This is a genomic window from Nocardia sp. NPDC050799 (assembly GCF_040654015.1).
GTDB lineage: Bacteria > Actinomycetota > Actinomycetes > Mycobacteriales > Mycobacteriaceae > Nocardia.
In genome coordinates this window covers 33,098-59,382 of record NZ_JBFAHF010000013.1, presented here as the reverse complement: position 1 = coordinate 59,382, position 26,285 = coordinate 33,098, and the positions used below count along the sequence as shown (strand labels likewise).

At 68.9% G+C, this 26,285-nt stretch carries 22 protein-coding genes and 2 pseudogenes; 11 read left to right on the top strand and 13 right to left on the bottom strand.

Annotation, left to right across the window (positions count from 1 at the left end; translation table 11 throughout):
• Positions 1-14: 14 nt before the first annotated feature.
• The 3 genes and pseudogenes from AB0H42_RS15620 to AB0H42_RS15610 form a co-directional block, all read right to left on the bottom strand.
• A pseudogene (locus tag AB0H42_RS15620) lies at positions 15-110 on the bottom strand (ADP-ribosylglycohydrolase family protein); the annotation flags it as partial.
• Positions 111-172: 62 nt separating this feature from the next.
• Positions 173-478 (bottom strand): annotated as a pseudogene (locus AB0H42_RS15615) (acyclic terpene utilization AtuA family protein); the annotation flags it as partial.
• Between the two features lie 83 nt (positions 479-561).
• Positions 562-1,788 (bottom strand): oxygenase MpaB family protein, encoded by a 1,227-nt coding sequence (locus tag AB0H42_RS15610; protein WP_357055738.1) that lies wholly within the window; start codon positions 1,786-1,788, stop codon positions 562-564.
• A 66-nt stretch (positions 1,789-1,854) separates the two neighbouring features.
• Between AB0H42_RS15610 and hpnE the strand changes: the two genes are divergently transcribed.
• The 4 genes from hpnE (at position 1,855) to AB0H42_RS15590 (ending at position 7,805) form a co-directional block, all read left to right on the top strand.
• A complete protein-coding gene (hpnE, locus tag AB0H42_RS15605; RefSeq protein WP_357055735.1) occupies positions 1,855-3,231 on the top strand; it encodes a hydroxysqualene dehydroxylase HpnE in 1,377 nt (458 codons plus the stop codon).
• Positions 3,232-3,479: 248 nt separating this feature from the next.
• Positions 3,480-3,998 (top strand): SRPBCC family protein, encoded by a 519-nt coding sequence (locus tag AB0H42_RS15600; protein WP_357055732.1) that lies wholly within the window; start codon positions 3,480-3,482, stop codon positions 3,996-3,998.
• 550 nt (positions 3,999-4,548) lie between these two features.
• Positions 4,549-6,765 (top strand): acyl-CoA dehydrogenase, encoded by a 2,217-nt coding sequence (locus AB0H42_RS15595; RefSeq protein WP_357055729.1) that lies wholly within the window; start codon positions 4,549-4,551, stop codon positions 6,763-6,765.
• Between the two features lie 83 nt (positions 6,766-6,848).
• On the top strand, positions 6,849-7,805 hold the full coding sequence (locus AB0H42_RS15590; protein WP_357055726.1) for a nitronate monooxygenase family protein: 957 nt from the start codon (positions 6,849-6,851) through the stop codon (positions 7,803-7,805).
• Between the two features lie 6 nt (positions 7,806-7,811).
• Here AB0H42_RS15590 and AB0H42_RS15585 read toward each other — a convergent pair whose 3' ends face one another.
• The 3 genes from AB0H42_RS15585 to AB0H42_RS15575 form a co-directional block, all read right to left on the bottom strand.
• Entirely contained in the window at positions 7,812-8,858 is a 1,047-nt protein-coding gene (locus AB0H42_RS15585; RefSeq protein WP_357055723.1) for a hypothetical protein, read from the bottom strand.
• A gap of 127 nt (positions 8,859-8,985) precedes the next feature.
• Positions 8,986-11,247: a glycoside hydrolase family 3 C-terminal domain-containing protein gene (locus AB0H42_RS15580; protein ID WP_357055720.1), complete on the bottom strand. Its 2,262-nt coding sequence runs from the start codon at positions 11,245-11,247 to the stop codon at positions 8,986-8,988.
• A gap of 137 nt (positions 11,248-11,384) precedes the next feature.
• A complete protein-coding gene (locus AB0H42_RS15575) occupies positions 11,385-11,936 on the bottom strand; it encodes a dihydrofolate reductase family protein (RefSeq protein ID WP_357055717.1) in 552 nt (183 codons plus the stop codon).
• Between the two features lie 219 nt (positions 11,937-12,155).
• Between AB0H42_RS15575 and AB0H42_RS15570 the strand changes: the two genes are divergently transcribed.
• From AB0H42_RS15570 to AB0H42_RS15555, 4 genes are all read left to right on the top strand, one after another.
• On the top strand, positions 12,156-13,190 hold the full coding sequence (locus AB0H42_RS15570) for a phage tail tip lysozyme (protein WP_357055714.1): 1,035 nt from the start codon (positions 12,156-12,158) through the stop codon (positions 13,188-13,190).
• A 274-nt stretch (positions 13,191-13,464) separates the two neighbouring features.
• Complete coding sequence (locus AB0H42_RS15565; RefSeq protein WP_357055711.1) at positions 13,465-14,454, top strand: transglycosylase SLT domain-containing protein; 990 nt, start codon at positions 13,465-13,467, stop codon at positions 14,452-14,454.
• 146 nt (positions 14,455-14,600) lie between these two features.
• Positions 14,601-15,248 (top strand): hypothetical protein, encoded by a 648-nt coding sequence (locus tag AB0H42_RS15560; protein WP_357055709.1) that lies wholly within the window; start codon positions 14,601-14,603, stop codon positions 15,246-15,248.
• Between the two features lie 257 nt (positions 15,249-15,505).
• The gene (locus AB0H42_RS15555) at positions 15,506-16,231 is read left to right on the top strand and encodes an AraC family transcriptional regulator (protein WP_357055706.1); all 726 of its coding nucleotides are present in this window, start codon (positions 15,506-15,508) and stop codon (positions 16,229-16,231) included.
• 21 nt (positions 16,232-16,252) lie between these two features.
• On the opposite strand, the gene AB0H42_RS15550 is transcribed toward AB0H42_RS15555, so the two are convergent.
• The 3 genes from AB0H42_RS15550 to AB0H42_RS15540 form a co-directional block, all read right to left on the bottom strand.
• A complete protein-coding gene (locus AB0H42_RS15550) occupies positions 16,253-17,605 on the bottom strand; it encodes a CoA transferase (RefSeq protein WP_357055703.1) in 1,353 nt (450 codons plus the stop codon).
• A 90-nt stretch (positions 17,606-17,695) separates the two neighbouring features.
• On the bottom strand, positions 17,696-18,079 hold the full coding sequence (locus AB0H42_RS15545) for a DUF2784 domain-containing protein (RefSeq protein WP_357055700.1): 384 nt from the start codon (positions 18,077-18,079) through the stop codon (positions 17,696-17,698).
• Positions 18,080-18,119: 40 nt separating this feature from the next.
• Entirely contained in the window at positions 18,120-19,550 is a 1,431-nt protein-coding gene (locus tag AB0H42_RS15540) for an SDR family NAD(P)-dependent oxidoreductase (protein WP_357055697.1), read from the bottom strand.
• 231 nt (positions 19,551-19,781) lie between these two features.
• Here AB0H42_RS15540 and AB0H42_RS15535 point away from each other — a divergent pair, with 231 nt between their 5' ends.
• The 3 genes from AB0H42_RS15535 to AB0H42_RS15525 all read left to right on the top strand — a co-directional run bounded on the left by AB0H42_RS15535 (position 19,782) and on the right by AB0H42_RS15525 (position 22,541).
• On the top strand, positions 19,782-20,927 hold the full coding sequence (locus AB0H42_RS15535) for an acyl-CoA dehydrogenase family protein (RefSeq protein WP_357055694.1): 1,146 nt from the start codon (positions 19,782-19,784) through the stop codon (positions 20,925-20,927).
• 100 nt (positions 20,928-21,027) lie between these two features.
• Positions 21,028-21,618, top strand: a complete 591-nt coding sequence (locus AB0H42_RS15530) for a TetR/AcrR family transcriptional regulator (protein WP_030519867.1) — start codon at positions 21,028-21,030, stop codon at positions 21,616-21,618.
• Positions 21,619-21,788: 170 nt separating this feature from the next.
• Entirely contained in the window at positions 21,789-22,541 is a 753-nt protein-coding gene (locus tag AB0H42_RS15525) for a hypothetical protein (RefSeq protein ID WP_357055691.1), read from the top strand.
• A 26-nt stretch (positions 22,542-22,567) separates the two neighbouring features.
• Here the strand turns inward: AB0H42_RS15525 and ligD are convergent, their stop codons facing one another.
• The 4 genes from ligD to AB0H42_RS15505 form a co-directional block, all read right to left on the bottom strand.
• Positions 22,568-23,578, bottom strand: coding sequence for a non-homologous end-joining DNA ligase (ligD, locus tag AB0H42_RS15520; RefSeq protein WP_357055688.1), 1,011 nt, complete (start codon positions 23,576-23,578; stop codon positions 22,568-22,570).
• A complete protein-coding gene (locus AB0H42_RS15515) occupies positions 23,575-24,660 on the bottom strand; it encodes an ATP-dependent DNA ligase (RefSeq protein ID WP_357055685.1) in 1,086 nt (361 codons plus the stop codon). The genes ligD and AB0H42_RS15515 overlap by 4 nt, the downstream gene beginning before the upstream one ends.
• A 106-nt stretch (positions 24,661-24,766) precedes the next feature.
• The gene (locus tag AB0H42_RS15510) at positions 24,767-25,147 is read right to left on the bottom strand and encodes a cold shock domain-containing protein (RefSeq protein WP_357055682.1); all 381 of its coding nucleotides are present in this window, start codon (positions 25,145-25,147) and stop codon (positions 24,767-24,769) included.
• A 29-nt stretch (positions 25,148-25,176) separates the two neighbouring features.
• Positions 25,177-26,283, bottom strand: coding sequence for an SPFH domain-containing protein (locus AB0H42_RS15505; protein ID WP_357055679.1), 1,107 nt, complete (start codon positions 26,281-26,283; stop codon positions 25,177-25,179).
• Positions 26,284-26,285 lie beyond the last annotated feature (2 nt).

The window sequence follows — 26,285 nt, the reverse complement described above, 5'->3', positions numbered from 1 at the left end:
TCCACAGTCCGCGCCCATTCCGCCGGGAGCGCGGACAGCCCGTACCCGGCCCCGAGTAGGTTGCCGGCCACAGCCCCGGTGGAATCGGAGTCGCCGGAATGGTTCACCGCCGCCGGCAGAGCACCGCGCAGATCCCCGGTCCGTTCGGCGCCCCGCCGTCGCCACAGCGCTGCGTGTCCACGGTGACCTCTCCGTCGTCGCCGGCGTGTTCGGTGATCACGCTGCTACCGTCCGCGGCGATCTCCGCGCTCGGGAATCCGGGAGTCGGCAGGTGCTCGACGGAGGCGAATCCGGAGAGGTTCCCGCCGCCCGCCTGGGGCCCGCACTCGATGATGTGCCCGGCGAGCGCCGCGCCGGCGAGCCGATCCCAATCGGCGGGCGTCCAGCTGTGCCACCACACGCCGGGGCCGACGGTCGGCGCGGCGTCGGTGCCGCGCCCGCAGACGACGATATCGGCGCCTTCGCCCAGGGCGCGCGATACCGGGTGGTGTGCCGTCCGCCGGCCGCGGCACCGGATACCGCCCGGCGAGATGATCGCGACCGATGCGCCGCCGTGCGGTCTCAGGCGCTGGTTTGGAGGTTCTGTGCGGAGAGCCCGACGGTCGCGGGTCCGGAGCCGACCAGCATCCGCTGGAATGCTTCCTGCTCTCGCGTGCCCCGCACTTCGGCGCGTGCCCGCGCACCCGGGCTGATCCGGGTGGCCGCGCTGCGGACGAGATTGACCGGCAATCGCAGCATCGGGTACCACGGCGGCATATACGGCCACAATCCGAGCTTGCGCATGGCGCCGGGCCCCAGGTACATGGTGGCGATCGAAAGGTGCTGGGCGCGGGCGATTCTGCCGCGCAGCCACGGCAGGTTGGGGTAGTTCCAGGTGAGCGGGTCGTTCGCCATCGGCAGCGCGAGCTGGCGGGTGGTCTCGTCCGGATTGGTGATGGCGGTCATGCAGTGGTATAGGATTCGCACGCTGTCGCGGAATCCGGTGGGCAGCCATTCGTCGGCGACACCCATGAGCCACCCCACGTAGCGCGCGAGATGAGCGGCCGCTTCCCGATCCGCCCGCGAGGGCAGGATTCCCATCGCCATCCCGCCGATGAACGGTGCGATGAGGGCGCCGACCAGTGTCGCCGCCATATCCGTCTGGTTGATCGGCAGCCCCCAGGCATCGCCGTCCCAGTCCGGCATGGCGCCCACGTGCCGGCGGACCAGCGAGTGGACGAATCGCACGTGCAGGGTCGAGCGGTAGCCGGGGCCGAACTTCTCCATTCCGTTCTGGACGTCCAGCGCCCACTGCATGGTTTCGGCGAACCGCTGCGCGGGACCTTTCTCCAGAGCTCCGGTACGCAGCAGGGTTTTGTTGAAACCCGAGGCGAGATAACCACCGAGGAAGGAGACATCTCGCGCCAGGTACAGCCCGTCGAATCCGCCGCGGCGCAATACCTGTTCGCCGCGGCGCAGCGCCTGCTCGTCCAACCAGACCGGCGGGGTCTCCACGGCGGTGAAGAATTCGCGCAGCGGGGCGGGGGCATCGGGGACCGAATCGATCCCGGCGTGCAGGGCCTGTTCGAACAGCGGCCGGGTAGTGCCCATCCCCGTCGTGATCATCCAGTCGACCAGCGAATCCATCGGCTCGTCCCCGACCAGGAGGGAGGCGCCCATGGCCTCCCACTGCTCGGCGTCGGGCGCGCCGATGCCCATCAGCAGGGCGAACGGTCGCAGTCCGGGGACCCGGACCGGAGCGGCGGGGTGACGGGTGGGAATCGCGGCACCCGTGTTGTCGGAACCCATGAAACGAATGTATGGACTGCGTTACATTGTGTCAATCATGGGGTTCGCGAGGTCCGGGAGAAGTAGATGAACGATGCCGGTCGATATGTTGTGATCGGGGGCGGGCTCGCCGGTCTGGCCGCGGCGGTATGGCTGGCCGAGGCCGGCAAGCAGGTGACCCTGCTCGAACGGCGGGCCCGGCTGGGCGGCCGCACCCAGGCGATGGAGGTCCCCGAGGTCGGCGACGCCCCCGACAACGGGCAGCACGTGGTGGCCAGCGGCTACCGCAGCCTGTTCCGCTACCTCGAAAGCGTGGGAACCCGCGACCACCTCGAATTCCCGGGCGCGGGGACGCTGCGCTGGCCGGGTGGACGCGCGGTCCTGTTGCACACCAAGGGATTCCGCGCGGTGCGCACACTGCTCGGCGCCCACCCCGACGCGGGGGTACTCGACCGGCTCCGGGCGCTGCGCGCGACGATCCGGCTCGGGCGGCAGGCCCTGTACCAGCCCGCGGATCTCGCCGATATCACCACCGAGCAGTGGTTCGAGCGGGTGGGCATGCCCGCGACAGCGCGGGAGGCGTTGTGGGATTGGCTGGCTCTCGGTATCGCGGCCGAACCGGTCCAGCGGGAGTCGGCGAAGGTGTTCGCCGACGTACTGGCGACCGGTATCCGCATCGGGGCGCAGGACCGGGTCGGCGTCACCATCGGCTATCCGACCGTGGATCTGGACACCCTGTACATCACCGGCGCCGAGCGGGCCTTCGCCCGATACGGTGTCGATGTCCGGTTCCGGACGGTGGCCCGCCGAATCCTGATCACCGACGGCCTGGTGACCGGGGTGCAACTGGCCGACGGCACCGAGATTCCGGCCGACGCGGTGGTGTGCGCGGTACCCAATTCGCGGATCCACGGTCTGCTCGACGAACTGCCCGAACACGCCGAGATCTATGCGGCCGCCGACAAACTGGGCGTTACCCCGATCGTCAGCACCAACCTGTATCTGGACCGGCCGCTGCGGACGAAGTCCGCGATGGAAGTGCTGATCGGCGGGACCGGCGTGATCGACGAGGTCTTCGACCGGCAGCGTATGCACGGCCGGACCCCCGACGGCGCCTGGCTCTACTGCCTGACCACCAGCGGCGCCTACGAGCAGATTCACAAGAGCAACGACGAGATCGTCGAGGAGCAGCTGGCGCTGATCCGTCGCTACTATCCGGAAGCCGAGGCGGCACGGCTGGTGCACGCCCACGTCGTGAAAATGCCGAAGGCCACCTTCTCTCAGGTGCTGGGCACCACAGGTCTGCGCCCGGACCAGCGGACCTCGGTGCCGAATCTGGTCCTGGCCGGCGACTGGACCCGCACCGACTGGTCGGCCACGATGGAAAGTGCTGCCCAGAGCGCGGAGCGGGCGGTGGCGGCACTGCTCGAACATGCCGACGCGGCCGACCGCGACCGTCGATGACGCCGGGATCGGCGCCCTCCGATCGACCTACAGGGGGGGTTGCCCCGGGTGCCGGTGTCGGCTCCGGCAGACGAGGACGTCGCTCGGGCTGATCCGCACGCTGTTTGTGCCGCCGCGGCGGACGGGGCCGGATCCGGTCCGGACGAGACGGTGAGCCCGGGCGCGGGACGGCGGTCCGCCGATCTCGCGACGGACGCCGCGGTGCCTACGATCGACGAGTGATACGGGGCCGAGAAGGAGTTACGACCGTGGTGAAGATTTCCCGGACCACCCAGGTGTCCGACAGCATCGTGGTGGACATCGATCCGGAGACTGCCTACGACGCAGTGACCGATGTGACGCAGATGGGCAGGTGGAGTCCGGAGAACACCGGGGCGGTGGTCCCGGAGCCGGGCCGACCCGTCTATCCGGGAATGGAGTTCGTGGGCGCCAACCGGCGCGGCGCCATGCGCTGGCACACCGGATGCACAGTGGTGGTGGCCGAGCGGCCGAGCCGGTTCGTCTTCGAGGTCCGCCGGTGGGGAGTGTGGAAGCCGTTGCTGCCGGTGGCCGTGGCCACCTGGGAGTACCGGTTCGAGGAGGTGGCCGGCGGCACCCGGATCACCGAGACCTGGTACGACGATCGCGCCGGCTGGCCGGACACGCCCGCGCTGTGGTTCGACCGGATCGCCACCGGAAAACGGGGCTTCGCCGAATTCCAGAAGGGCAATATCCGGCGGACCCTGGAGCGGATGAAGACCGAACTGGAGACGGTTCGCGAAATCTGAATCGGCCCCGCCTGCGGTAAACAAGGGTCCGGGTTGATGACACTCGTCCCGACAGATGTCTAGTTTTGACCTCGCCCGCGGACGATTCCCCGTACTCCGCTTGTCGGCTGTCCCGGCCGCCGCGTTCCGGGGCGCGGCGGGGCGGGGCGGCTGTCGCGCGGAGTCGTGCACAGCCGTTCGGAGGTCGTCCTTGTCCGCATTCGCACGGCGCACATTCCTGAGTGGTACCGCGGCCGCCGCAGCGGGTTTCACCGTCGCAGGCCCGACCGCGGCCTCCGCGATAACGCCGCCGCGTGCAATCCGTCGATGACCATCGCCGCGGTGGCCGAACGGGCTATGGACAACCTGGTCGCTCAGGATGTGGGGTCGGTGTTCCGATGGTCGCCGGGCCCGGTACGGCCGGCCCCGCGACAGCGGCCGAGCCGGCGGAAGCGGCGCGGGCCGGGTACGGGTTGTGCGAATCGCTCCGCCGCGAGTAGAACGGGTTCTAATCTAGGATTCCCGTACCCGATCGGGAACGAGACCGTGCCCCTCGACCGGAATGAGAACCGTGCCTGTAGCGCTGACCGCCGACCAGGCGGCACTGGCCGAAACCGTGACCGGCTTCGCCGACCGCCGCGCCGGTCGCGGATACCTTCGTGAGAACACCGAACGCCTGAAAGCGGGTGCGCGGCCGGATTTCTGGCCCGACCTCGTGGCGCTCGGCCTGGCCGGGGTCCATCTGCCGGAATCGATCGGCGGGCAGGGCGGCACCCTCGACGACCTCGCGGTGGTGGTCGCCGAATCAGGGCGGGCGCTGCTGCCGGGCCCGCTGCTGCCCACCGTGGTCACGAGCGCGGTGCTCGCCGCAGCGGCGGGGGAGGACCGCGTCGACGCCCTCCTGCGGAAGTTCGCCGTCGGGGCGACCGGCGCGGTCGTCGTGCCCGAGCACGCGATCACGGTGGACGGCGCCTCCGGCGATACCGCGCGACTCGACGGCGCCACCGGGCCGGTGCTGGGGGCCGCGTCGGCCGAACTGTTCGTGGTGGCCGCCGCATCCGACGCGGAGACCAGGTGGTTCGTCGTCGATCGGACGGCCGCGGGACTCGAGGTCGAGGTGCAGGACGGGGCCGATCTGGGCCGCGATATCGGGAGGATCCGGTTCACCTCGGTCGCCGTCGGCGCACCGGTCGCGCTCGATACCGAGCGGGCCGTCGCGGTCGCCGTGGCGCTGTCGGCCGTGGAGGCGGCGGGGGTGATCCGCTGGTGTTCGGACACCGCCACCGCCTACGTCACCTCGCGCACCCAGTTCGGCCGGCCGATCGGCGCCTTCCAGGCGGTACAGCACCGCACCGCGCAACTGCTGATCACCAGCGAACTCGCCACCGCGGCGGCCTGGGACGCGATGCGCGGCCTGGACGACGATGCGCAGCAGCGGACGCATGCGGTCGCCGGTGCGGCGCTCACCACCCTCGGCAACGCGGTACACGCGGCCGTGGAATGCCTGAGCCTGCACGGCGCGATCGGGTTCACCTGGGAGCACGATCTGCATCTCTACTGGCGGCGGGCCATCGCGCTGGCCGCGCTGGCCGGGCCGGTGGAATCGTGGGAACTGCGGCTGGGCGCGGCGGCCCTGCACGGGCCGCGTACCTTCGCGGTACCCTTGCCCGAGACGGATTCGTCTTTCCGGGAACAGGTTTCGGCGATCCTGGACCGGGCGGTGGAACTGGATAACCCGGGTCCTTCGAAGATCGGCGATACCGACGCGGTGAACCCGGGCCCGCGCCGGACACTGCTGGCCGACAACGGCCTGGTCTCGCCGCCGATGCCGCGGCCCTACGGGATCGAGGCCGGGCCCCTCGAACAGCTGATCCTGCAGGACGAATACGACCGGCATGGGATCGTCCAGCCCTCCATGGGAATCGGCCAGTGGGTGGTACCCATCGTGCTGCACCGGGGCACACCCGAACAATTGGCCCGGTTGGCGGCTCCCGCACTGCGTGGCGAAGAGATCTGGTGCCAGCTGTTCAGTGAACCGGAAGCCGGATCCGATGTCGCTTCCCTGAGCCTGCGGGCCATCCGGGTCGAGGGCGGATGGGAGTTGACCGGACAGAAGATCTGGACCACGCTCGCCCATCGCGCCGACTGGGGGTTGCTGCTGGGCCGCACCGATCCGGACGCCGAACGGCACCGCGGACTCACCATGTTCCTGGTCGATATGCACGGCGCCGGGGTGACGGTCCGCCCGATCACCCAGGCCAGCGGCGATGCCGAGTTCAACGAGGTCTTCTTCGACAACGCTTTCGTGCCGGATTCGATGGTCCTGGGCGAGCCGGGACAGGGCTGGACGCTGACCCTGGAGACGCTGGCGCAGGAACGGCTGTTCATCGGCGGTGTCCGGGATCCCGGACACAACAAGCGGATCAAAGAGATCATCGAGCGCGAGGAATACGCCGGCAGCCGGGACGACGCGCTGCGCACACTCGGCCGTATCAGTGCTCGGGGCGCGGCCGTCTCGGCGTTGAATCTGCGCGAGACGATTCGGCGGCTGGACGGTCAGCCGGTAGGTCCGGCCACGAGTGTCGCGAAGGCGGCGGCCTCCATGCTGCACACCGACGCCGCGGCGGCCGCCCTGAACCTGATCGGCCCGGCCGGGGCCCTCGGCGAGGCGATCTCCGAACCGGTACACCACGAACTCGATATCCCGACCTGGATCATCGGCGGTGGGACGCTGGAGATCCAGCTCAATACCATCGCGACGCTGGTGCTCGGGTTGCCCCGGAAATAACGCGCGGACCGTCCGGGCCGGTGTGCCCGGGACCACGGATCGACCCGCAACTGAGGGCGGGTGCCTTTGTTACCGTCGGTAGCGTGACCGAGCGACTACCCGCGATCCTGCGCGCCGACCTGCGCCTACCCGTTATCGCCGCCCCCATGTTCATCGTGTCCGGCCCCGAGCTGGTCCTCGCCCAGTCGAAGGCGGGGATCATCGGCTCTTTCCCGGCGCTCAACGCGCGGAGTACCGACAAGCTGCGGGAATGGCTCGCCCGGATCACCGGTGAGCTGGCCGCGACCCCGGGTGCGGCGCCCTACGCGGTGAACCTGATCGTGCACAAGAGCAATGCGCGCCTGCGGGAGGATCTGGCGATCCTGGAGGAGTTCCGGGTACCGATCGTGATCACCTCGCTGGGCGCCCGCGCCGATGTCAACGAACGGATCCGCGCCTACGGCGGGGTGGTGCTGCACGATGTCATCAGCGATACCTTCGCCCGCAAGGCCGTGGCCAAGGGGGCCGACGGACTGGTCGCGGTGGCCGCCGGAGCGGGGGGCCACGGCGGGACGGTGTCGCCGTTCGCGCTGGTCCGGGAGATCCGGGAGTGGTTCGACGGCCCGCTGGCACTCTCGGGCGCCATTGCGCACGGCGACAGCGTGCTCGCGGCCCGCGCCGCGGGCGCCGATTTCGCCTATGTGGGCTCCACATTCATCGCGACGGACGAGGCCGCGGCGGTGCCCGAGTACAAGAAGATGATCGTCGCCGGCACTGCCGGAGATATCGTCTACACGGATTTCTTCACCGGCGTCAAGGGTAACTACCTGCGGCCCAGTATTGTCGCCGCCGGTATGGACCCCGATGCGCTGGGGGCCCCGGGTGCCGGCTCCGGGTCGCTGGAATTCCTGAACTCCGGTGAAGCCAAGGCGTGGCGCGATATCTGGGGTGCGGGGCACGGTATCGGCGCGGTGACCGAGATCGGTCCCACCGCGGCCGTGGTCGACCGGCTCGCCGCGGAGTACGAGCGGGCCCGGGAGCGGCTGGCCGCGCTGGGGTGAGCGATATCAGTTCAGCGCGTGCGCGCGGAAGAAGTCCCAGATGAGCGTGGTGGCGCTGATCGACTCGGTATCAGTGCCGACCAGGGCTACCGGGAAGATCTCCGATGGGGTGCCGAACCAGAGATGACCGCCCCCGATCACCGACCACAGCTGCACCTCGGCCCCCGCCGGGCACGGATAGGCCGACCGGACCACATCGCCGGTGACCTGCTGCTCGACCGGCTCGCTCGCACATCCGTTGCGCCGGGCCCAGGCGGCGGCATTCGCCGGAACCGAATGCGGGCCCGGACCTTCCACATCGGGTGCCCGATGGGCGGGGTCGGCCGAACCGAATCCGTCCGGCGAAGGGAGCAGCCGCGCGTTCGGTCCGGTGCCGCCCTCGTAGGCGACGATGGGGTCCGCGGTGCCGTGCAGGGCGATCACCGGCATCGGCCGGGCCGGCGTGCACCAGGCGAAATCGGCCAGGCCCGCGACCGGCGCGATGGCGGCAATCCGATCGGCCAGCTGGCAGCCCAGTGACGACGTGGTGAAGCCGCCCATGGACAGCCCGGTGGCGTAGATCCGCCGGGTGTCCACGCAAAGTGTGGACTCCACCTCGGTGAGCAGGTCCGCCAGATAGCCGATATCGGGCGAACCGGGGCCGAAGTCCCAGCGGGGCAGGCCGGGGCGCAACAGTTGCGGGGTGACGGTGACGAAGCCGTGGCTGCGTCCGTAGGCACCGAGTTCGGTGCTCGTGTACTGGATGAACGCGGGTTCGAGATATCCGTGCAGGTCCAGAACCACGGGCAGGGGCCGGTCCGGGCCCGCGGGAATATCCCGGCCGTAGACACCGGAGATCCCGCGGGAGCCGAACAGTACCGCCTCGGTACCGGGTCGCGGCTGCGGTGCCGAACAGCCCGCCGAGGGGAGCGGAGCCGGGGTCGCGGGTTCGGCGTGGGCGGGGCTCGCCGTGAGGCCGAGTGATACGACGACCGCGAATACGGCCGGCACTGCTCGCGATCCGGCGAAGCGCCGGAGTTGCTCGCGCACGGCGGAAATGGCATTTCTGTTCATGCAGAAGATCATGGCAAACAGAGGTAATCCGCTTGCCCTAATTCCGAATTCACGCAGTTCGGACCCTGGACGTGGTCGCGGCACGCCCCCGACCGACAGCGGGCGCGCCGCGAAATCGCCTCGTGTTTCAGCCGTTCGCGCGGGCCAGCAGCTCGTCGAGTTCCTCGGCGGTCATCAGCCCACCGAGGTTCAGCGCGATGCGCCCGATGGGGATGGACCCGATCATGCGCGCCATATCCACCCCCAGATCGGTACCCGCCGAACTACCGGGCTCACCGATCAGCGGCCCGAGTTTCGCGCCGAGTTCCGGCCCCGCCACCGGATTCGCCATGACCTCGGCGAATGCCGACTCCCGGGTGAGCGGCAGTCGAACCTCGTCGCCGTCGACCCGGACGGTCGCGCGCACCGGCAGGTCCCGGCTGGAACGCCCGATGAACAGAATGTATTCGCCGCCTTCGACGATCCAGCGACCGGCGGGTACGTGCCAGCGGGCGAATTCCCGCCGGGGGATCCGGACGGTGACCTCGTCCGCCGCACCGGGTTCCAGCGCCACCGTCGCGAATCCGGCGAGCTCCCGCGGCGGGCGCAGCATCGACGAGGTCACCGGGCTCGTATAGACCTGGACGACCTCCCGGCCCGCCCGTGCGCCGGTATTGATCACCCGTACCGTCACCGTGACGCCGTCGGCGTCGGCGACCGCGTGCGGCTCGGCGTAGGCAAAGGTCGTATAGGTCAGTCCGTGGCCGAACGGGAAGCTCACCTCGAGTTCACGACGGTCGTACCAGCGGTAGCCGACGAAAATACCTTCCCCGTACCGGACATGGCCCTGCTCACCCGGGAAATTGTCGTAGGCGGGCACATCGGCGAGCCGTAGCGGAATCGTTTCGGTCAACCGGCCCGTCGGTGCGGCGATACCGAACAGCAGATCGGCGACGGCGCCGCCGGCCGCCTGGCCCAGCAGCGCGGCGTCCAGGATCGCGTCCGCGGCCCCGACGACGGGCGCCAGCCGTAGGACACCGCCGTGCGCCAGGACGACGACGACCCGGCCCTGCACCGCGCGAACGGCGTGCAGCAGTTCGAGCTGGTCCGCGGGTAGTTCGATATGGTCGCGATCGAAGCCCTCGGATTCCTGTGCGGCCGCGAGCCCCAGAAAGAGTACGGCGACATCGGCCCGCGCGGCCGCCTCGACGGCCTCCGTACGCAGATCCGCTGTTGCGGAATCGGACCCGGTATCGAATCCGCGGGCGTAGGTGACCGCCGCCGATCCGGCATGGGCGCGGATCTCGTCCAGCGCGATATCGACCCGGGTGGCGTTGACATGAGACGATCCGCCACCCTGGTAGCGCGGTTCGGTCGCGAATTCGCCGAGCACCGCGATATGCCCGCCGGGGGACAGGGGCAGCACGTCGTGGTCGTTCTTCAACAGCACCGCGCAGCGGCTCGCGACCGTACGGGCGAGGGTATGGTGCTCGTCGGCATCCCAGCCGGTCGCCGGATCGGCATTGCCGGCGGCCCGGACGGCCAGGGCGGCGATACGACGCGCGGACGCTTCCAGGACCTCCGGGGCCGGCGAGCCGGCGGCGACCGCGGCGGCCACGCGCCGATCACCGGCCTCGTCGGCGCCGGGCATCGTCAGATCCAGTCCGGCGGCGACCGCGGCGACCCGGTCGTCGACCGCGCCCCAGTCGCTCACCACCACGCCCGTGAAACCCCACTCCTCGCGGAGGACCTCGGTGAGCAGCCAGTGGTTCTGCGCCGCGTACACGCCGTTGATCTTGTTGTACGAACACATCACCGTCCAGGGAGCGGCCTCCCGTACCACGTGCCCGAACGCGTGTAGATAGATCTCGCGCAGCGGGCGCGGATCGACATCAGAACTCGACGTCATCCGTTCGTGTTCGGTGTTGTTCGCCGCGAAGTGCTTCAGCGACGCGCCCACACCTTGCTCCTGGAGTCCGCGGACCCAGCCCGTGGCGAGCGCGGCGGTCAGCCGGGGATCCTCGGAGTAGTACTCGAAGTTGCGGCCGCAGCGCGGATCTCGCTTGATATTGATCCCGGGCCCCAGCACGATGTGCACACCCGCGGCCCGGGCCTCCCGGCTGATCGCCGCCCCCACCCGCGCGGCGAGCTCCGGGTCCCAGCTCTGCCCCAAGCCCACCGCGGGCGGAAAACAGGTGGCCGGAATACTCGGGCCGATGCCCAGCGCGTCACCGGCATGGTCGGGATCCTGATAGCGCAGGCCGTGCGGGCCGTCGGAGACGGTGATCGACGGGATATCCCCGATCGGCTCGGTCGACCAGAAGTCGCGGCCACTGCCCAGCCGGGCGCGCTGCTCGACCGACAGTGGGGCGACGAGGTCTTCCGGGGTGGACGCGATCGGGTCCGGCATACGACTCCTCCTGGTGGTTCGGCACTGCTGTCGAACCTAGCCGCTGGGAGCGGTGCGGTGGTGGATACGACCAGCGTTGCGGGACAACCGGCCGCATGGCCGGTACCGGGCCCGCCGGACCGGTACCGGCCACCGTGTCAGGACGCGGCCGGTCCGTAGTCCAGGTGCACCACTCCGTTGGCGTATACGTCATGGCCTTTGAGGACGAACTTCGTGGTGTCGACCCCGTCGGTGAACAGTTTCTCCCCTTTGCCCAGGGCGATCGGATACACGAACAGGTGTAGATCGTCGACCAGTCCGTCGGCGAGCAACGCCCGAACCAGGGTGCCGCTACCGCTGATATAGATGGTCCCGTCGATCTCGTCCTTGAGCGTGCGGATCTTCTCGGGATCGTAGGCGCCGAGGGAGGTGCTGTTGGCCCATTCGGCCTGCGGCTGCTGCGCGCCCACCACGTATTTGGCGGTGTCGTTGAAGAACGGTGCGCCCGGATCGTCCACGACGGTACGAGTGGACCACGCCGGTGCGAACATCTCGAAAGTGTTGCGACCGAGCAGGATCGCCTTCGCCTCGCCGGTGATCGCGGCGAGGGTTTCGCCCATCTGCGGATCGAACCCGAAGTCGAAGGTGAACGACGGGTCCTCGTACGATCCATCGAGGGAGACGAACTCGTGCACGGCGATAGTTCCCATGGTGATGTCCTTTCTGACAGCGGCTCGGTGTTGCCACCGGTCTATGGTCAGCCGCTGGGCTTGTCGGTCTTGTTCGGGTAGACGTGACACGAGAGGCTCTCTCATCGGTGCCCCGCCGATCTCGCTCCGGCGTGCATTCTCAGTAGCGGGAGGGTGACGCCGGGTCGCGGAATGGAATTCTGTTATGCAGGTGGCGATACGGGTTGAGGAAGGTGGACGATGGCTCCGACGAAGGAATGGGCGCTACATCGTCCGGACAACGCTCCGATCCTCAATCCGTATATCACTTATATCGAGAAGGTGCTGAAGGCGCTGGAAGACGGGCTGGGGGACAAGAACGCGCAAACGCTGAACGCGGGGAAGCTGGTGAAGAAAGCGACCGAGCGTCCCGGCGAGAGCGCGTTGCGGCAACAGTACGACCTCAACATGAAGCAGGTCGATGGCTATCAGGACGACTGGGAGTCCCTCGACGACCAAATCGGTTTCATCGCCGGCTTCGCGGCCGAAGACGCCAACACGGTGAGCCGGGAGTTCGACGACCTCCGCGACCGTGCCGTCGACATCTCCTCGGCGGTACCGGACGATCCCACTCCGGCCCGTCAGATCGATGCCGTGAACGCGCTGGACAACGCGGTCGGCGTCGCCTATGAGGCGATCCTGCGTGCCTACGCGAAGCTGGAGGGCAAGTCCACCGAGGTTCCCGCACAGAACTGGTCGGGTAACGGTGGGGCCGCGCCGTACGTTCCCGGCCTCACCAACACCAGCGGTGCCTACAGTGACGCATCGGCCCAGCCCATCGGCGAGGGCGAGAAGGCGCAGGTGGAGGAGATGTATCAGTACCTGCTCGAGAAGGGCTTCACCCCAGCGCAGGCGGCCGGTATCCTCGGGAACCTCCAGGTGGAGTCGGGCTTCGACACCGGTGCGTACAACCCGGGCGAAGGCGCGATCGGTTTGGCGCAGTGGCTGGGCGGGCGCCGGGCGAACCTGGAGGCGTTCGCGGCGTCTCAGGGCAAGCCGGTGACGGATTGGAAGACACAGATCGACTTCATGGTGCACGAGCTGGACAACGGTGAATCGGGGGCGATGGGCAGACTGAAGAACACCACGACCGCCGGCGACGCAGCGGCCGTCTTCGACCAGTACTACGAACGAAGCTCCGGCGAGGCACGCGGGCAGCGGATCGCCAACGCCCAGAGCATCGCGAACAGTATGGCGAACTCCACTCCTACCACCGATCCCTCGGTGCTGGCATAACTCGGCGCACATTCGATCCGCACGACGCGGAGCCGAACCGGCTTACGCGCAGAACGGCAAGGGTGCAGAACCGCCGACGCCGACTCGTCCACGCCCGCCACCGTGTCTCCGCGCAGGTTCTCGTCGCGGTACCGCCGAGATATCGGTACAAACTTCTCACCAGCGGGGATGTTCGGCAACGCGCCGGATGGAACTCTGTTGAGAAAGTGGTGGTGTACTGGGCGCGGGACGGAGGGCGATGGTCGTCGCAAAGAGCTGGACACTCCGTCGTCCGTTGAACGCTACGCTCCTGAACCCCTATATCGACTATGCCGAGAAGGTTCTGAAGAAACTGCAGAACGGCCTGGGTGACCGTACCGCGGCGAGCCTCACCGCCCAGCAGTTCGCCCGCCTGGCCGGCGAGCGGCCCGGCGACGGTGATCTCGCGGAGAAGTACGAGCTGTTGGATCAGCAGGTCGCGGCCTACATCGAGGACTGGAATACCCTCGACAACCAGATCGCCGAACTCGCCGCCCTGGCCGCCGACGACGCCAACGGTGTCAGCGGCTATTTCGAGGATCTCCGCGACGCGGTCGTCGAGATCACCAACGGCGTGCCGGACAACCCCACCTCACGACAGCAGTTCGACGCGGTCGTCGCGATAGACAACACCATCGGCGCCACCGTCCGCAAGGTCCAGTCCGCGCACACCGAACTGGAGAACAAGTCCCTGCAGGTGCCGCAGGAACGGTCGGGAAGTACCGGCGGTTCCCCGGCGAGTGCCGGTTCCCCGGCGAGCCCCCTCATGGGCGGCGGATCCTCGGGCGGTGGTGGCTCCGGAGGTGGTGGTGACCCCGGATCCGACGACGATTCCGGGTCCGGCGGCGAGATCACCGGTACCTCCGGCAGACCGACCAAGATGCCGACCGGCGATCTGGCGCAGTGGATCGATCAGGCGATCGAGATACTCCAGCAGAACGGGTACGACGTCACGGACTCGGACGCCGCCATCATCGCGACGATGATCGAGAAGGAGTCCAGCGGCGATCCGAACGCGATCAATCTATGGGACAGCAACGCGGAGGCGGGCACTCCGTCCAAGGGCTTGATGCAGACCATCGATCCCACATTCAATGCCCACGCCCTGCCCGGTCACACCGATATCTGGAATCCGGTCGACAACATCTGCGCGGGCACCGCCTACGCTATCGAACGGTACGGGTCGCTCGAGAATGTGCCCGGAATCGTCAATATGTCCCACGGTGCCGGCTATGTGGGGTATTGATCGTAATTTGCCGGGTACGAGGGGATTCCGGATCACCGGCGTTGCCGGGAGTCGATGTTAACGCCGGCTCGTTGTGGGGGAATTAGGGTTCGGACGCGGCGCCACTCCGGTGACGCGCAGGAGAGCAAGGATCACAGGACATCCGTATGGGTCATCCGCAACAGCCCAATCCGTATCAGCACCAGCAGCCGTATCCGGGACAACCCGTGCCGGGACAGCAGCCTTACCCGGGGCAGTACGGTCAGCCCTACCCGCCCGGTCAGCCGCAGTACGGAGCCCCCGGCGGTTATGGGGCCCCGCCCCCGCGTTCCGGTGGGAACGGCGGCCGGATCGCGCTCATCGTCGGTGGTGTCGTGGTAATCCTGATCGCTGTCGGGGTGGGCGCCTTCTTCCTCTTCAGCGGTGGCGGTGGTTCGGTCGTGGGTGGCGGCTACGACGACCCCCGTGATGTCGCCCAGGCCTGGGTGGACCAGAAGGGCGACCCGGAGGATCTGGTCTGTGCGGCCGATCTGGACGAGATCTCGCAGTACGAGCAGCAGAACCCGACGAAGCCGACCGATGTACCCGATGTCGACCTTCCGGAGTCGACGACCACGCTGAAGAGTGTCGACGTCCCCGCGGGCAGCGATAAGGGCACGTTCACCATGGAGATGTCCATGGAGGTGATGGGCACCTCGACCACGACCACCATGACCTACGACCTGGTCGAGGAGGACGGTGGCTGGAAGGTCTGTGGCATCCTCGATCCGGAAATCGAGATGGACGATTCGGGCTTCGGTCTGGGCGGCCGCTAGGCCCCCGGCTCGATACTCCAGCGGAACTCGGCGACGCGGGGCGGTCCCGTCGCCGAGTTCCGCTGTGTCGCGGCGGCTCGTCTCCGTGGCGCCCGGCGGCACGAACGGCCCGCGCCGCACGGCAGACGTGTGCGCATGCATGGCTGCGGGGCACCCCCGCAGCGCCGCGGCCGTGCATTCCCACACGCCGGGTCGGCCCCCAGTGGTACCTCGCCGTGGGGCCGCGGGCCAGTCAGGCACCCTATGTGATACCCGAGGTGGTGGCCCGCGGGAGTTCGCTGATCGCCGGTTACGAACGATGGGTGCGCGACCATCTGTCGGAGCAGTTCCTGATCGCCACTGCCGCGCGTGAACTCGGTGTCACCGAACGCAGCCTGCAGCGGGCGCCCCGCGCCGCGCTCGGCATGTCACCCAAGGATTTCGCCGACGATATCCGGCTCGATCGGGCCACTCGGCTGCTGCGGTCCGGCGGGCTCACCGTGGGCTCGGTCGCCCGCGAGGTCGGATGCCTCAACGCCAGCGCATTGCGTACCCTCGCCCGCCGCCGGCGCGGTCTCTCCCTGGCCGAGATCCGCACCCACCGCCTCCCCTGGGAAGGCGATTCGTCCGGTTCCGGTGGCGGTGCGCGGGGTGATCCCTACACTGTCCGCATGTCTGTTCGACGGCTGATCGCCGCCCTCCTGCTCAGTGCTGCCGCGTCGCTGGGGATCTCGGCCTGCACCACGACGGGACCGGGGGCGCGGAGCGAATGCGAGGTCAGCGGTTGCACCGTGACATTCGAGCGCGGTGTGCAGGCGAAGATCAGCGTGCTGGGCGTGGATACCGAACTCACTTCGGTCCAGGGCGATCTCGTCACCCTGTCGGTGGCGGGCCAGCCGGTCACCGTTCCCATGGGGGAGTCCGGTTCGGTGCAGGGGCTGAACCTGACGGTGCAGGAGGTCACCCAGGACACGGTCGTGGTGCGGCTCGCCACCGGCCTGTGAGCCCGCGCGCGTCCTGCGAGCTCAGTAACGCTCGGGCACTCGCCGCTCCACCCAGCGGGGTTCGGCGCGTCCATAACCCGGCGCCGGGAACGGGTAGTCCGGGAATTCGGCCAGGGCCGGCGCCGCGCTGACCACCTGTCCATGGGTCACGGTGTTCCCCGGGCCGGGTACCGCCGGCGCCGCATGATCGGGTGTGCGGCCTCGTTCGGAGAGCAACCAGGTCGCGGTGCGGGCCAGCGACACCCGCACATCCCGGCCGCGGCCGTCGCCCGCGCGGGCGGCGAGCGCATCGACGATTCCGGCCGCGAGCAGGTAGCCGGAAGCGTGGTCGAGTGCCTGCGCGGGTAGCGCGCCCGGCACCGCGGACGCTCCCTCGATCACCGCGATCCCGGTCGCGGCCTGCACGATGCTGTCGAACCCGCGCCGGCCCGCCCACGGCCCGGTGAACCCCCAGGCACTCACCCGGGCGTGTACGAGCCCAGGCCGCCCGGTGAGGCCGAGCCGTTCCAGCGCGCCCGGGCGATATCCGGTCACCAGCACGTCGGCGGAGTCCAGCAGTGCCTCCCGGTCCGCCGACGCCGACCGCAGGTCCAGCAGGGTCGAATATTTGCCCTGGCAGGTGTCGGTGTACTGCCAGGAGATCTCCGGCAGATCCGGCGGGTCGGCCCGCAGGACTTCGGCCCCGAGCAGTGCCAGCGCCCGGGTGGCCACCGGACCGGCGATCACCCGGGTCAGATCCAGTACCCGTACGCCCTGGAGCGGCTGGTACGGGGTCCCCGAGACCGGCAGCGTGTACCGGCGCCGGTCACCGCGTTCCACCAGTGCGACCAGCGGGCCCGCCCCGGCCGCCGCGGCCTGCGGTCCGGCCCGCCACCGCGCTTCGTCGCGTACCTGCGCCACGATCGCGCCGCGGGCCGCGGCCAGCTCTTCGAGATCGGCGGCGCGGATCATCGCCATCTGGGCCTCGGCCAGTTCGCGCGGTGCGTCCGCGGGAAGTTCGAGGGCGGCCAGCAGCCGGGCACGGTGATGCGGGTAGTTGGCGTGGGTGCGGACCCAGCCGTCGAACGTGGGAAAGAAACCGGACAGGTCGGCAAATCCCTCGACGGGGGCACCGTCGATCCGCAGCAACCGGTCACTGGCGAAGGACGCCGCGATACGTTCGGGGTTCAGCCGGTGGCGGATCGGTGTGGTGCCGGTGGCCTGCCGGTACCGATCAGCGGCCGCGACGAACGCCTGGATCGATCCCGCGGCCAGCCCCCACACCGGGAGGGTGGCGGCGAGATACTGCCCCGGGTCGGGCCAGTCCACCGGCTTCGACTCGGCGACGCCTGCCCCGTCTTCGTAATCACGGACCAGCCGTGCGCCCACGTCCACCGCACCGAGAGTACTGGGCCGTGGTCGCGGCGAACGCTCGGTCATCCGATGGCACAGCGATTTTCATCACACCGTCACCGACGGGCGTGATCAGCCGGCGACCCTCGCGCTTGGCCCGTGCGGATGGCGGGTGCGCCACCACAGTCCGGCCCACGACACCAGGACACAGGCCGCGACCAGCAGCTGCACCTCGATAAGCATGCTCTCCGGATAGATCACGCCGGTCAGGTAGTGGTCGATGAAGCCCTCCGGCGGCAACCCCGAGACCCCGGCCCGGTGCCGGGCCCAGTTCTCCGCGTAGGTGAGCGGGCAGTCGTAGCCGACCAGCACCGTGCCGAAACCCCAGGCCGCGGCGGCCCCGTGCCACCAGATCGTGCGCGGGAAACGCCACGCCAGGAAGCCGCCTGCCAGCACGTAGCCGATGAACAGCAGATGCAGGGCGGCAACCAGATCCGCGATCAGCCGGTACCACACCCTTCCAGGGTATGTCCTCGGATGGGTCGGGGCACCGGGTTTACCACGGCGAGGGGCGGTAGTCCTTCAGGAAACAGCCGTAGAGGTCCTCGCCGGCTTCGCCCCGCACGATCGGGTCGTAGACCCGGGCCGCGCCGTCCACCAGGTCCAGTGGGGCGTGGAAGCCCTCGTCGGCGAGCCTGATCTTGGTGTAGTGCGGTCGTTCGTCGGTGATCCAGCCGGTGTCCACCGCGGTCATCAGGATGCCGTCGGTTTCCAGCATTTCCTTCGCACTGGTCCGGGTCAGCATGTTCAGCGCCGCCTTGGCCATATTGGTGTGCGGATGGCCCGGCCCCTTGTAGCCGCGGGAGAACTGGCCTTCCATCGCCGAAACGTTCACCACATATTTCCGGCGTGCGGGCGCCGCGCCCAGCGCGGGCCGCAACCGGGAGACCAGGATGAACGGGGCGACCGAGTTGCACAGCTGGACTTCTAGTAGTTCTGTCGGATCCACGTCGCCCACGGTGTGCACCCAGCTGTTGGTGTGCGCGAGGTCGGGCACCAGCCCCCCGGCATCGATCGCCACTCCGCGGGCGATGCGTTCGGGGGTGGCCGACCCCGCCACGAGCGCCAGTTCGGCCACGTCGGCGGCGGCCAAGCTGGGAGTCAGCGAGGCGGTCAGCGCGGTCGGATGGGCGCGGGTGGTCTGCCCGAAGGTCACCTTCTCGGGCAACTGGCCCGACGGCAGCGGCCCGTCCTCGGCGGCGGCCAATGCGCTGTAGGCGCCGGGGGAGCGGCGCACGGTCTGCGCGGCGTTGTTGATGAGGATATCGAGCGGTCCCTGGGCCGCGACATCGTCGGCCAGCGCCACCACCTGGGCGGGATCCCGCAGGTCGATACCGACGATGCGCAGCCGGTGCAACCAGTCGGCACTGTCGGGCTGGGCGGCGAAGCGGCGGATCGCGTCGTTGGGAAAGCGGGTGGTGATGGTCGTGTGCGCGCCGTCGCGCAGCAACCGCAACGCGATATACATCCCGATCTTGGCGCGCCCGCCGGTGAGCAGCGCGCGACGGCCGGTCAGGTCGGTGCGGGCCTCGCGGCGACTATGGCTCATGGCCGCGCAGTCCGGGCACAGCTGGTGGTAGAACGCGTCGACGCGGGTGTACTTCTCCTTGCAGATGTAGCAGCCCCGGGGGCGCAGGAGCGTGCCGGCCGACGCGCCGGAGGTGCGGGAACTGATCGGGATACCGGCGGTCTCGTCGTCGATCCGGTTCGGCGAACCGGTGGCCGTGGCGGCGACCACCGCGCGGTCCGCGGCGAGTTTCGTCTGCCGGGCGGCGATGCGCCGCTGTCGTTTCAGCTCTTTGAACATCCGGCCGACCGCGCGCTGCACGGTGGTCGAATCCGGATGGCCCGGGTCCAGCTGTCCTGCCTGGTCGAGAACGCGCAAACAGGTGGCGAGGTCGTTCGGGTCGATACTGGGCGCGGCCATCGGTGCGGAAGAAGTCCTTCGTGAGCTGGGAAAGCGTGCGCACCATTGTGGCAAAACCATCGCGGCGCGACCGGAGCCGGGCCACCGAAACCGCCGGGCAGGAGCTCGGGCCGCGTCGCCACAAGTGGGAATGCTCCTCGTTGACATCGCGCCAATAGTGCGGAAAAGTCGTTGCCGGACGATCCGGTGCGTCGGCGCCGGGCTGGGTGATCACGAACAGAGGACGCGGATATGGCACGCCCCGCATGGAGCGACGACGAGGTCGAGGCGGTACGGGAACTCGCGCGCAACTACTTCGAGAAGGAAGTGGTCCCGCACGAGGAGAAGTTCATCGAGCAGGGCCATCCGGACAAGTCGCTCTACCGGCGCGCCGGGGAACTCGGCCTGCTGTGCCCGGCGGCCCCGGAAGAGTTCGGCGGTGGGGGCGGCAGCTTCGCCCACGAGGCCGCGATCATCGAGGAACAGGTGCGCGCCGGTGACGGGGCCCTCGGTATCCCGGTGCACAGTTCGATCATCGCGCCCTATCTGGCCGAATTCGGCTCCGAGGAGCTGAAGAAGCGGATTCTGCCCAAGGCGAGCAGTGGCGAGATGGTGCTGTCCATCGGGATGACCGAGCCGGGCACCGGATCGGACCTGCAGGCGATCAAGACCCGTGCCGTCCGCGAGGGCGACGAGTACGTGATCACCGGTTCGAAGATCTTCATCTCCAACGGCTGGCTCTGCGACGGCATCATCATCGCCGCGAAAACCGACCCGGAGAAGGGCGCCGCCGGTGTCTCGCTGCTCTTCGCCGAAGTCGGTGACGATACCCCCGGCTTCACCCGCGGCCGCATCCTGTCCAAGATCGGCGGCAAGGGCCAGGACACCGCGGAACTGTTCTTCGACGGCCTGCGGGTACCCGCGGCGAACCTGCTCGGCGGCGCCGAGGGCCAGGGCTTCTACCAGATGATGCAGCTGCTGGCCCAGGAGCGGCTGGTCACCGCCATCATGGCGGTGGCGATGATGGAACGCGCGGTCGAACTGACCGTCGAATACACCAAGGGCCGCGAGGCCTTCGGTAAACCGCTGTTCGCCATGCAGAACACCAAGTTCGAACTGGCCGAATGTGCGACCATCGCCCGGACCAACCGGGTCTTCCTCGACGACTGCATCAGCCGGCACCTGCGCGGGGAACTCGATATCCAGTCGGCCGCCATGTCGAAGTACTGGTCCACCGATCAGCTCGGTGTGGTGGTGGACCGCTGCCTGCAGCTCTTCGGCGGCTACGGCTATATGACCGAATACCCCATCTCCCAGCTGTACACGGGGGCCCGGGTGCTGCGCATTCTCGCCGGCAGCAACGAGGTGATGAAGGATCTCATCGCGCGTGGGCTCTGACCTCGAACCTTCACCCGATCCCGTCACCGACCTTCCCGCCGTCCCCGGATCGGCCGTCGCCGGCGGGAACGACACGGACGAGCAGCCGCGGCGCCGTCGGCTGGAACCGGACGAACGCCGCGCCCAAATCCTCGCCCAGGCCATCGAGATGTTCGGGGAACGTCCGTACGCGGCGGTGTCCACGGCCGAACTGGCGCAGCGTGCCGGTGTGGCCCGCGGCCTGATCAACCACTATTTCGGCAATAAGCGCGACCTCTATCTCGCGGTGGTCCGCCGGATGGTGACCCTGCCGCGCGCCGACGAGTTGGCGGTGCCCACGGGTACCACCCGGGAACGGGTCGAGGCCAGTGTGCGCTGGTTGCTGGACACGATCTCCGAGCACGGCAGCACCTGGGTCAAGGTGACCAGCCACGAGGGGGTCGGCGACGATCCGGAGGTGCAGCAGATCCTCGACGCGGCCGACGACGCGGCCGCGCAGCGGCTGCTGGTGATGATCGGCCTCGCCGACGGTGCGGCGTCGGCGGAGCCGCGGCGGGCGATGGTCCGCGCGTACGGCGGCCTGGTGAAGGTCGCCGGCCGGGAGTGGCTGACCCGCGGCACCATGACCCGCGATCAGGTCCACGCGCTGCTGGTGGACATGCTGAGCACTCTGGTCACCGAATCGCTGCCGCGGGTGCGTCGCGGGAACTGAGCCGCTGGGGCCTGCCACAGCGGACAGGCCGGGTGTCTCGGACGGTGTCCAACCGTACCCCGGCCAGGGGGATTTACCGGAACAGCCGGCCGGTCGCGGCTTATTCTTTCGGATGCCGGGCACAGTCCACTGCTCCAGGATGCGCCGACGGCGGCTCGAAGGGATCGGTCATGGCATATACACAGCGCTGGGCGGGTGAGCGCTGGCCGGAAGTTCCGCCGGACCGGGACGAGGAGCCGCCGCGCACCGGTGGGCGGCGCGACGAATACGACGACTGGTCCGAGAACCCCGCTCTCCACGACGAACGTCCGATCGTCAACCCCTACGCGATCGTCGCACTGGTGGCCGCGCTCATCCTGGTCTTCCCGGTGGCGATCGTTTTCGGGCTGATCGCGTTCGGGCATCCCCGCGGCCGGTTCATGGCCTGTACCGCAATACTTCTCGGCGTCGGCGAGGTGGCACTGCTGGCGGCGCTGGTCCTGTCGCCGCGGGATACGCCGGGTGGCGTGTTCTCCCGGGTCGGCAACGCGGTGGGCGCGGTCACCGGCGGGCAGCGGTCGGCCGAGCCCCCGGCTTCGTCCGCCGCCGGCACTTCCGAGAGCGCACCGACCTCGTCACCCGGCCGGAGCGCGCCGGCCCAACCCTCGGCGCCGGCGAGCGGGGCTGCCGCGGCCCCACCGGCGGCCGAGGTGGACACCGCCTGTCCCGAACCGGCACTGCTCGGTGTCGCCGCCGACGGCGGCACCCTGCTGTGTCTCACCGATTCGGCCTCGGTTACCGGTTATCAGTGGTCGGGCCCCTACCGGGTGGCCGAGACCGTCCGAGCCGAAGACGCGAGCTGTACGGGTACGGCCACCGCCCGCACCGCCGCGGGATACGCCCTGGTCTGTGAAAACGGGACCTGGACGCTCTGGAGCTCCTGAGCCGGGCCGGTAGCCGCCCGGCGTGTTCAGCCCTCCGTTGCGGGTTTGCGGGCCCGGCTGGGCTGCACCCGGGGCGGTTCGTTCGGCATCTTCGGATACTGCGGCGGCCACGGCGCGTCCATGAGACCGGAGGCGAGATCGCGTTCGGACATCCGCAGCAGCGGCTCGATACTCTGCGGTGTGCGGTGCTCCCACGGATCGCCGTACTCCGCGAGACGGGCCGGGACCGTCGCGATCGTGAGATCCTCGGGGACCAGGGAATCCAGTTCGTCCCAGGTCAGCGGAGTGGATACCTGCGCGCCGACCTTGGGACGTACGCACCAGGCACCGAATACGGTTTTGTGCGGAGCGTTCTGGTTGTAGTCCACAAAAACCCGCCGGCCGCGTTCCTCTTTCCACCAGTGCGCGGTGATGTCGTCGGGGTGCCGGCGTTCTAATTCCCGCGCCAGAGCCACGGCCGCGGCGCGGACCTCGTACCCGTCCCAGTACGGTTCCAGCGCGATATAGAGGTGCAGCCCGCGCGAACCGGAGGTTTTCACCCACGTCTCGATACCGAGCTCACCACACAGCTCCCGGGTCCGCAGAGCCGCGAGGCGCAGTTCGTCGAAACCGATACCGGGGGAGGGATCGAGATCGATCCGGAGCTGATCGGCGATCCGCAGATCCGGCACGGTGTTGGGCCAGACGTGGAAGCCGAGGCACCCCTGGTTCACCGCCCACAGCACATGCGCCAGATCGTGCGCCACCAGCGCGTCGCTGGTGGTTCCGTTCGGGGTGGTGACCTCCACGGTGTGCAACCAGTCCGGGGCGGACTTCGGGACCCGCTTCTGGAACCAGGACTTACCGGACGCGCCGTCCGGGTACCGCTCCAGCAGGAGCGGACGCCCGCCGTTGACCCGGAGGAACGGTTCGGCGACGCTCTCGTAATAGCGCACCAGATCCAATTTGGTTTCGCCCCGGCGGGAGAAGTAGACCTTCGCCGGGTTGGTGATGAGGAGCGCCCGGCCGGCGGCCTCGATCTCCACCGATTCGCTCATTTCGCCACCGCCGTCCCGAAGATTTCGCGCAACTCGGCGGGTGCGGCCTCTTCGAGCTGGGCGTAGGTGCACGACTCGGGGGTGCGGTCGGCGCGGAACCGGACCAGCCGTCCACCGTGCCGGAACCGGCCGGACTGGAGATGCTCGTATCGCACCTCGGCCACCAGTTCGGCCCGCAGCGCCTCCCAGGACAAATCCTTACCACCGCTCCAGCGACTGACCCCGCCGGGCATGGAGCCGCCGGACTCGGCCTGGGCCACGGCATCGGCCCATTCCCGCCACGGATGGTCGACCAGGGCGTTCTCCCGGTACGGGTCGAGCTCACCGATCAACTCGGTGCGCCGCGCGGCGGTGAAACTGCTCGCCACACCCACATGGTGCAGCCGACCCTCGTCGTCGTACAGGCCGAGCAGCAGGGAACCCACCCCCTGACCGTCCTTGTGCCAACGGAAGCCCGCCACCACACAGTCGGCGGTGCGCTCGTGCTTGACCTTGAGCATCACGCGCTTGTTCTGCTGATACGGCTGATCGTCGGCCTTGACCATCACCCCGTCGAAGCCCGCGCCCTCGAATCGGGTGAACCAGTCGCGGGCGACCGCCGCATCTCCGGTGAGCGGGGTCAGCTGGACCCGGCCGGGCTCGGTCCGCAGGATGGTTTCGAGCAACCGACGGCGTTCGGCGAACGGCGCCTCGGTCAGATCGCGGTCGCCGAGGGCGAGCAGGTCGAAGGCCACGAAACTCGCCGGCGTCTCCACGGACAGTTTGGCCACCCGTGACGCCGCCGGATGCAGCCGCTGCTGCAGGACATCGAAGTCGAGACCGTGTTCGGTGACCACGACGATCTCCCCGTCCACGACGCACCGATCCGGCAGCGCGGCGCGCAGCAGTTCGGCGACCTCGGGAAAGTACCTGGTGAGGGGCCGATCGTTACGGGACCCCAGCTCCACCTCCGCGCCGTCGCGGAACACCACGCAGCGGAATCCGTCCCATTTGGGTTCGTAGCTCAGGCCGGGCCCCGGGGGTATGTCGGGGGCGGACTTGGCCAGCATGGGCCGGATGGGTGGCATCACCGGTAGATCCACATGATCCTCCTCGGGTCGATCCTCACCCGTAACGACGCCGCGGCCGGCGCCGAATCATCGCCCCCGATGATAGGAGTTCGAACCGAAAGATCGCCGGATCCGGCTGTCAGCCGTCGATCCAGCCCTGTGCGACCGCGAAATCGGTGAGCCGCTCCCGGATGGCCACGATCTCCCCGGCGGTCAGCGCCGGGGAGGCGTCCAGTAGAAGTTCGGTGACCAGCCGGGTGTGTTCCTCGGCGGTCAGCCGGGTCCCGTCGGCGACCGGTTTGGGTCGCGTGTGCTGCCCACGCGGGGGCCGGAGGTTGATCGCCTTGGGGCCCCGATCGCCCTCGGTGACGTCGAATTCGAACACCCGGCCCTGCCGGAGTTCGTCCTCTCCCAGACCGATATCGTTGACGTGCACGAACACGTCGGGTCCACCGTCCTCGGGCCGGATGAAACCGAAACCCCGCGATCCGTCGAACGACACCAATTTCCCGCTGCCCACCACACCGCTCCTCGCCGCAGTTCTGCCGGTCACTCTATATCCGGTTTTTCCTCCTCGGTGGCCGAAAGCGCCTTTTGCAGCGAGTTGAACACGGTGAGCCCCTGCCCGACCATGCCGTTGAGCAGTTCGCCCACCCCGTCCGGCCCGTTGAGAACGGTCAGATTGGCGTTGGACAGCCCGCGCGCCGCCTGCTCCACGATGAGAGGCAACTGCTCGATGAGCATCTGATCGAGCGCGATGCGGTTGTGGGAGGCCGCCGCCTCGGCCTGGATCCGGGTGCGGTCGGCCTCGGCCTCGGCGAGGATCCGCACCCGCGCGGCCTCGGCCTGCGCCGGTTTCACCACCTCGGCCTGCAACTGCTGTTCACGCAGTTCGGCTTCCTTGCGGGCCTGGGCGGCCTGGGCGCCGAGCACTTCCTGCTGGGCGAGCGCGGCGGCGAGCGGCCCGGCGGCCGCGGCCTCCGCCTGGGCCTTGTCGATATCGCGCTGGTAACCGGCCTTCAGGATCGCCGTCTCCCGGGCGTACTCGGCCTGTTTGCGCAGGGATTCCTGCTCGGCTTCGGCGGAGCGCTGCGCGGCCTGCGATTCGGCGATCTGCGCGTCCCGGTGTACCGCGGCGTTGTGCGGCGCGGCCAGGGCCGTGATATATCCGAGGTTGCCGTCGTCGATGGACTGGATCTGGAACGAGTCGACCCACAGGCCGATATTGCTCATCTCAACTTTCGACGCGACGAGGACCTCGTCGGCCAGCCGCTGACGCTCCCGGATGATCTCCTCCACCGTCATGGAGCCGACGATGGACCGCAGATGACCGGAGAAGATCCGGCCGGTCAGCACCGACATCTCCTGCTCCTGTTCGGAGAGGAATCGCTGGGCCGCGTTCACGATGGACGCCGTGTCGTTGGCGACCTTGAAAGCGATGACCGCCCGTACTTGCAGCACGATGGCCTGTTTGGTGACGCAGCGTTCGCTGATCTCGGCCTCGAACATCGCCAGCGACAGATATCGGACCTTGCGGAAGAACGGCATCACCCACGTACCGCGGCCGATGATGACCCGAAAGGGTGTGGCGTCGCTGCTCTTGGCGCCGCTGACCAGCATCGCCTCGTCGGGATCGGGCACGTGATAACCCAGCACGA

Coding starts and splice junctions, on each gene's coding strand:
- AB0H42_RS15610 (WP_357055738.1), bottom strand. CDS start 1,788: ATGGGTTCCGACAACACGGGTGCCGCGATTCCCACCCGTCACCCCGCC.
- hpnE (WP_357055735.1), top strand. CDS start 1,855: ATGAACGATGCCGGTCGATATGTTGTGATCGGGGGCGGGCTCGCCGGT.
- AB0H42_RS15585 (WP_357055723.1), bottom strand. CDS start 8,858: ATGAACAGAAATGCCATTTCCGCCGTGCGCGAGCAACTCCGGCGCTTC.
- AB0H42_RS15580 (WP_357055720.1), bottom strand. CDS start 11,247: ATGCCGGACCCGATCGCGTCCACCCCGGAAGACCTCGTCGCCCCACTG.
- AB0H42_RS15575 (WP_357055717.1), bottom strand. CDS start 11,936: ATGGGAACTATCGCCGTGCACGAGTTCGTCTCCCTCGATGGATCGTAC.
- AB0H42_RS15570 (WP_357055714.1), top strand. CDS start 12,156: ATGGCTCCGACGAAGGAATGGGCGCTACATCGTCCGGACAACGCTCCG.
- AB0H42_RS15560 (WP_357055709.1), top strand. CDS start 14,601: ATGGGTCATCCGCAACAGCCCAATCCGTATCAGCACCAGCAGCCGTAT.
- AB0H42_RS15540 (WP_357055697.1), bottom strand. CDS start 19,550: ATGGCCGCGCCCAGTATCGACCCGAACGACCTCGCCACCTGTTTGCGC.
- AB0H42_RS15535 (WP_357055694.1), top strand. CDS start 19,782: ATGGCACGCCCCGCATGGAGCGACGACGAGGTCGAGGCGGTACGGGAA.
- AB0H42_RS15525 (WP_357055691.1), top strand. CDS start 21,789: ATGGCATATACACAGCGCTGGGCGGGTGAGCGCTGGCCGGAAGTTCCG.
- ligD (WP_357055688.1), bottom strand. CDS start 23,578: ATGAGCGAATCGGTGGAGATCGAGGCCGCCGGCCGGGCGCTCCTCATC.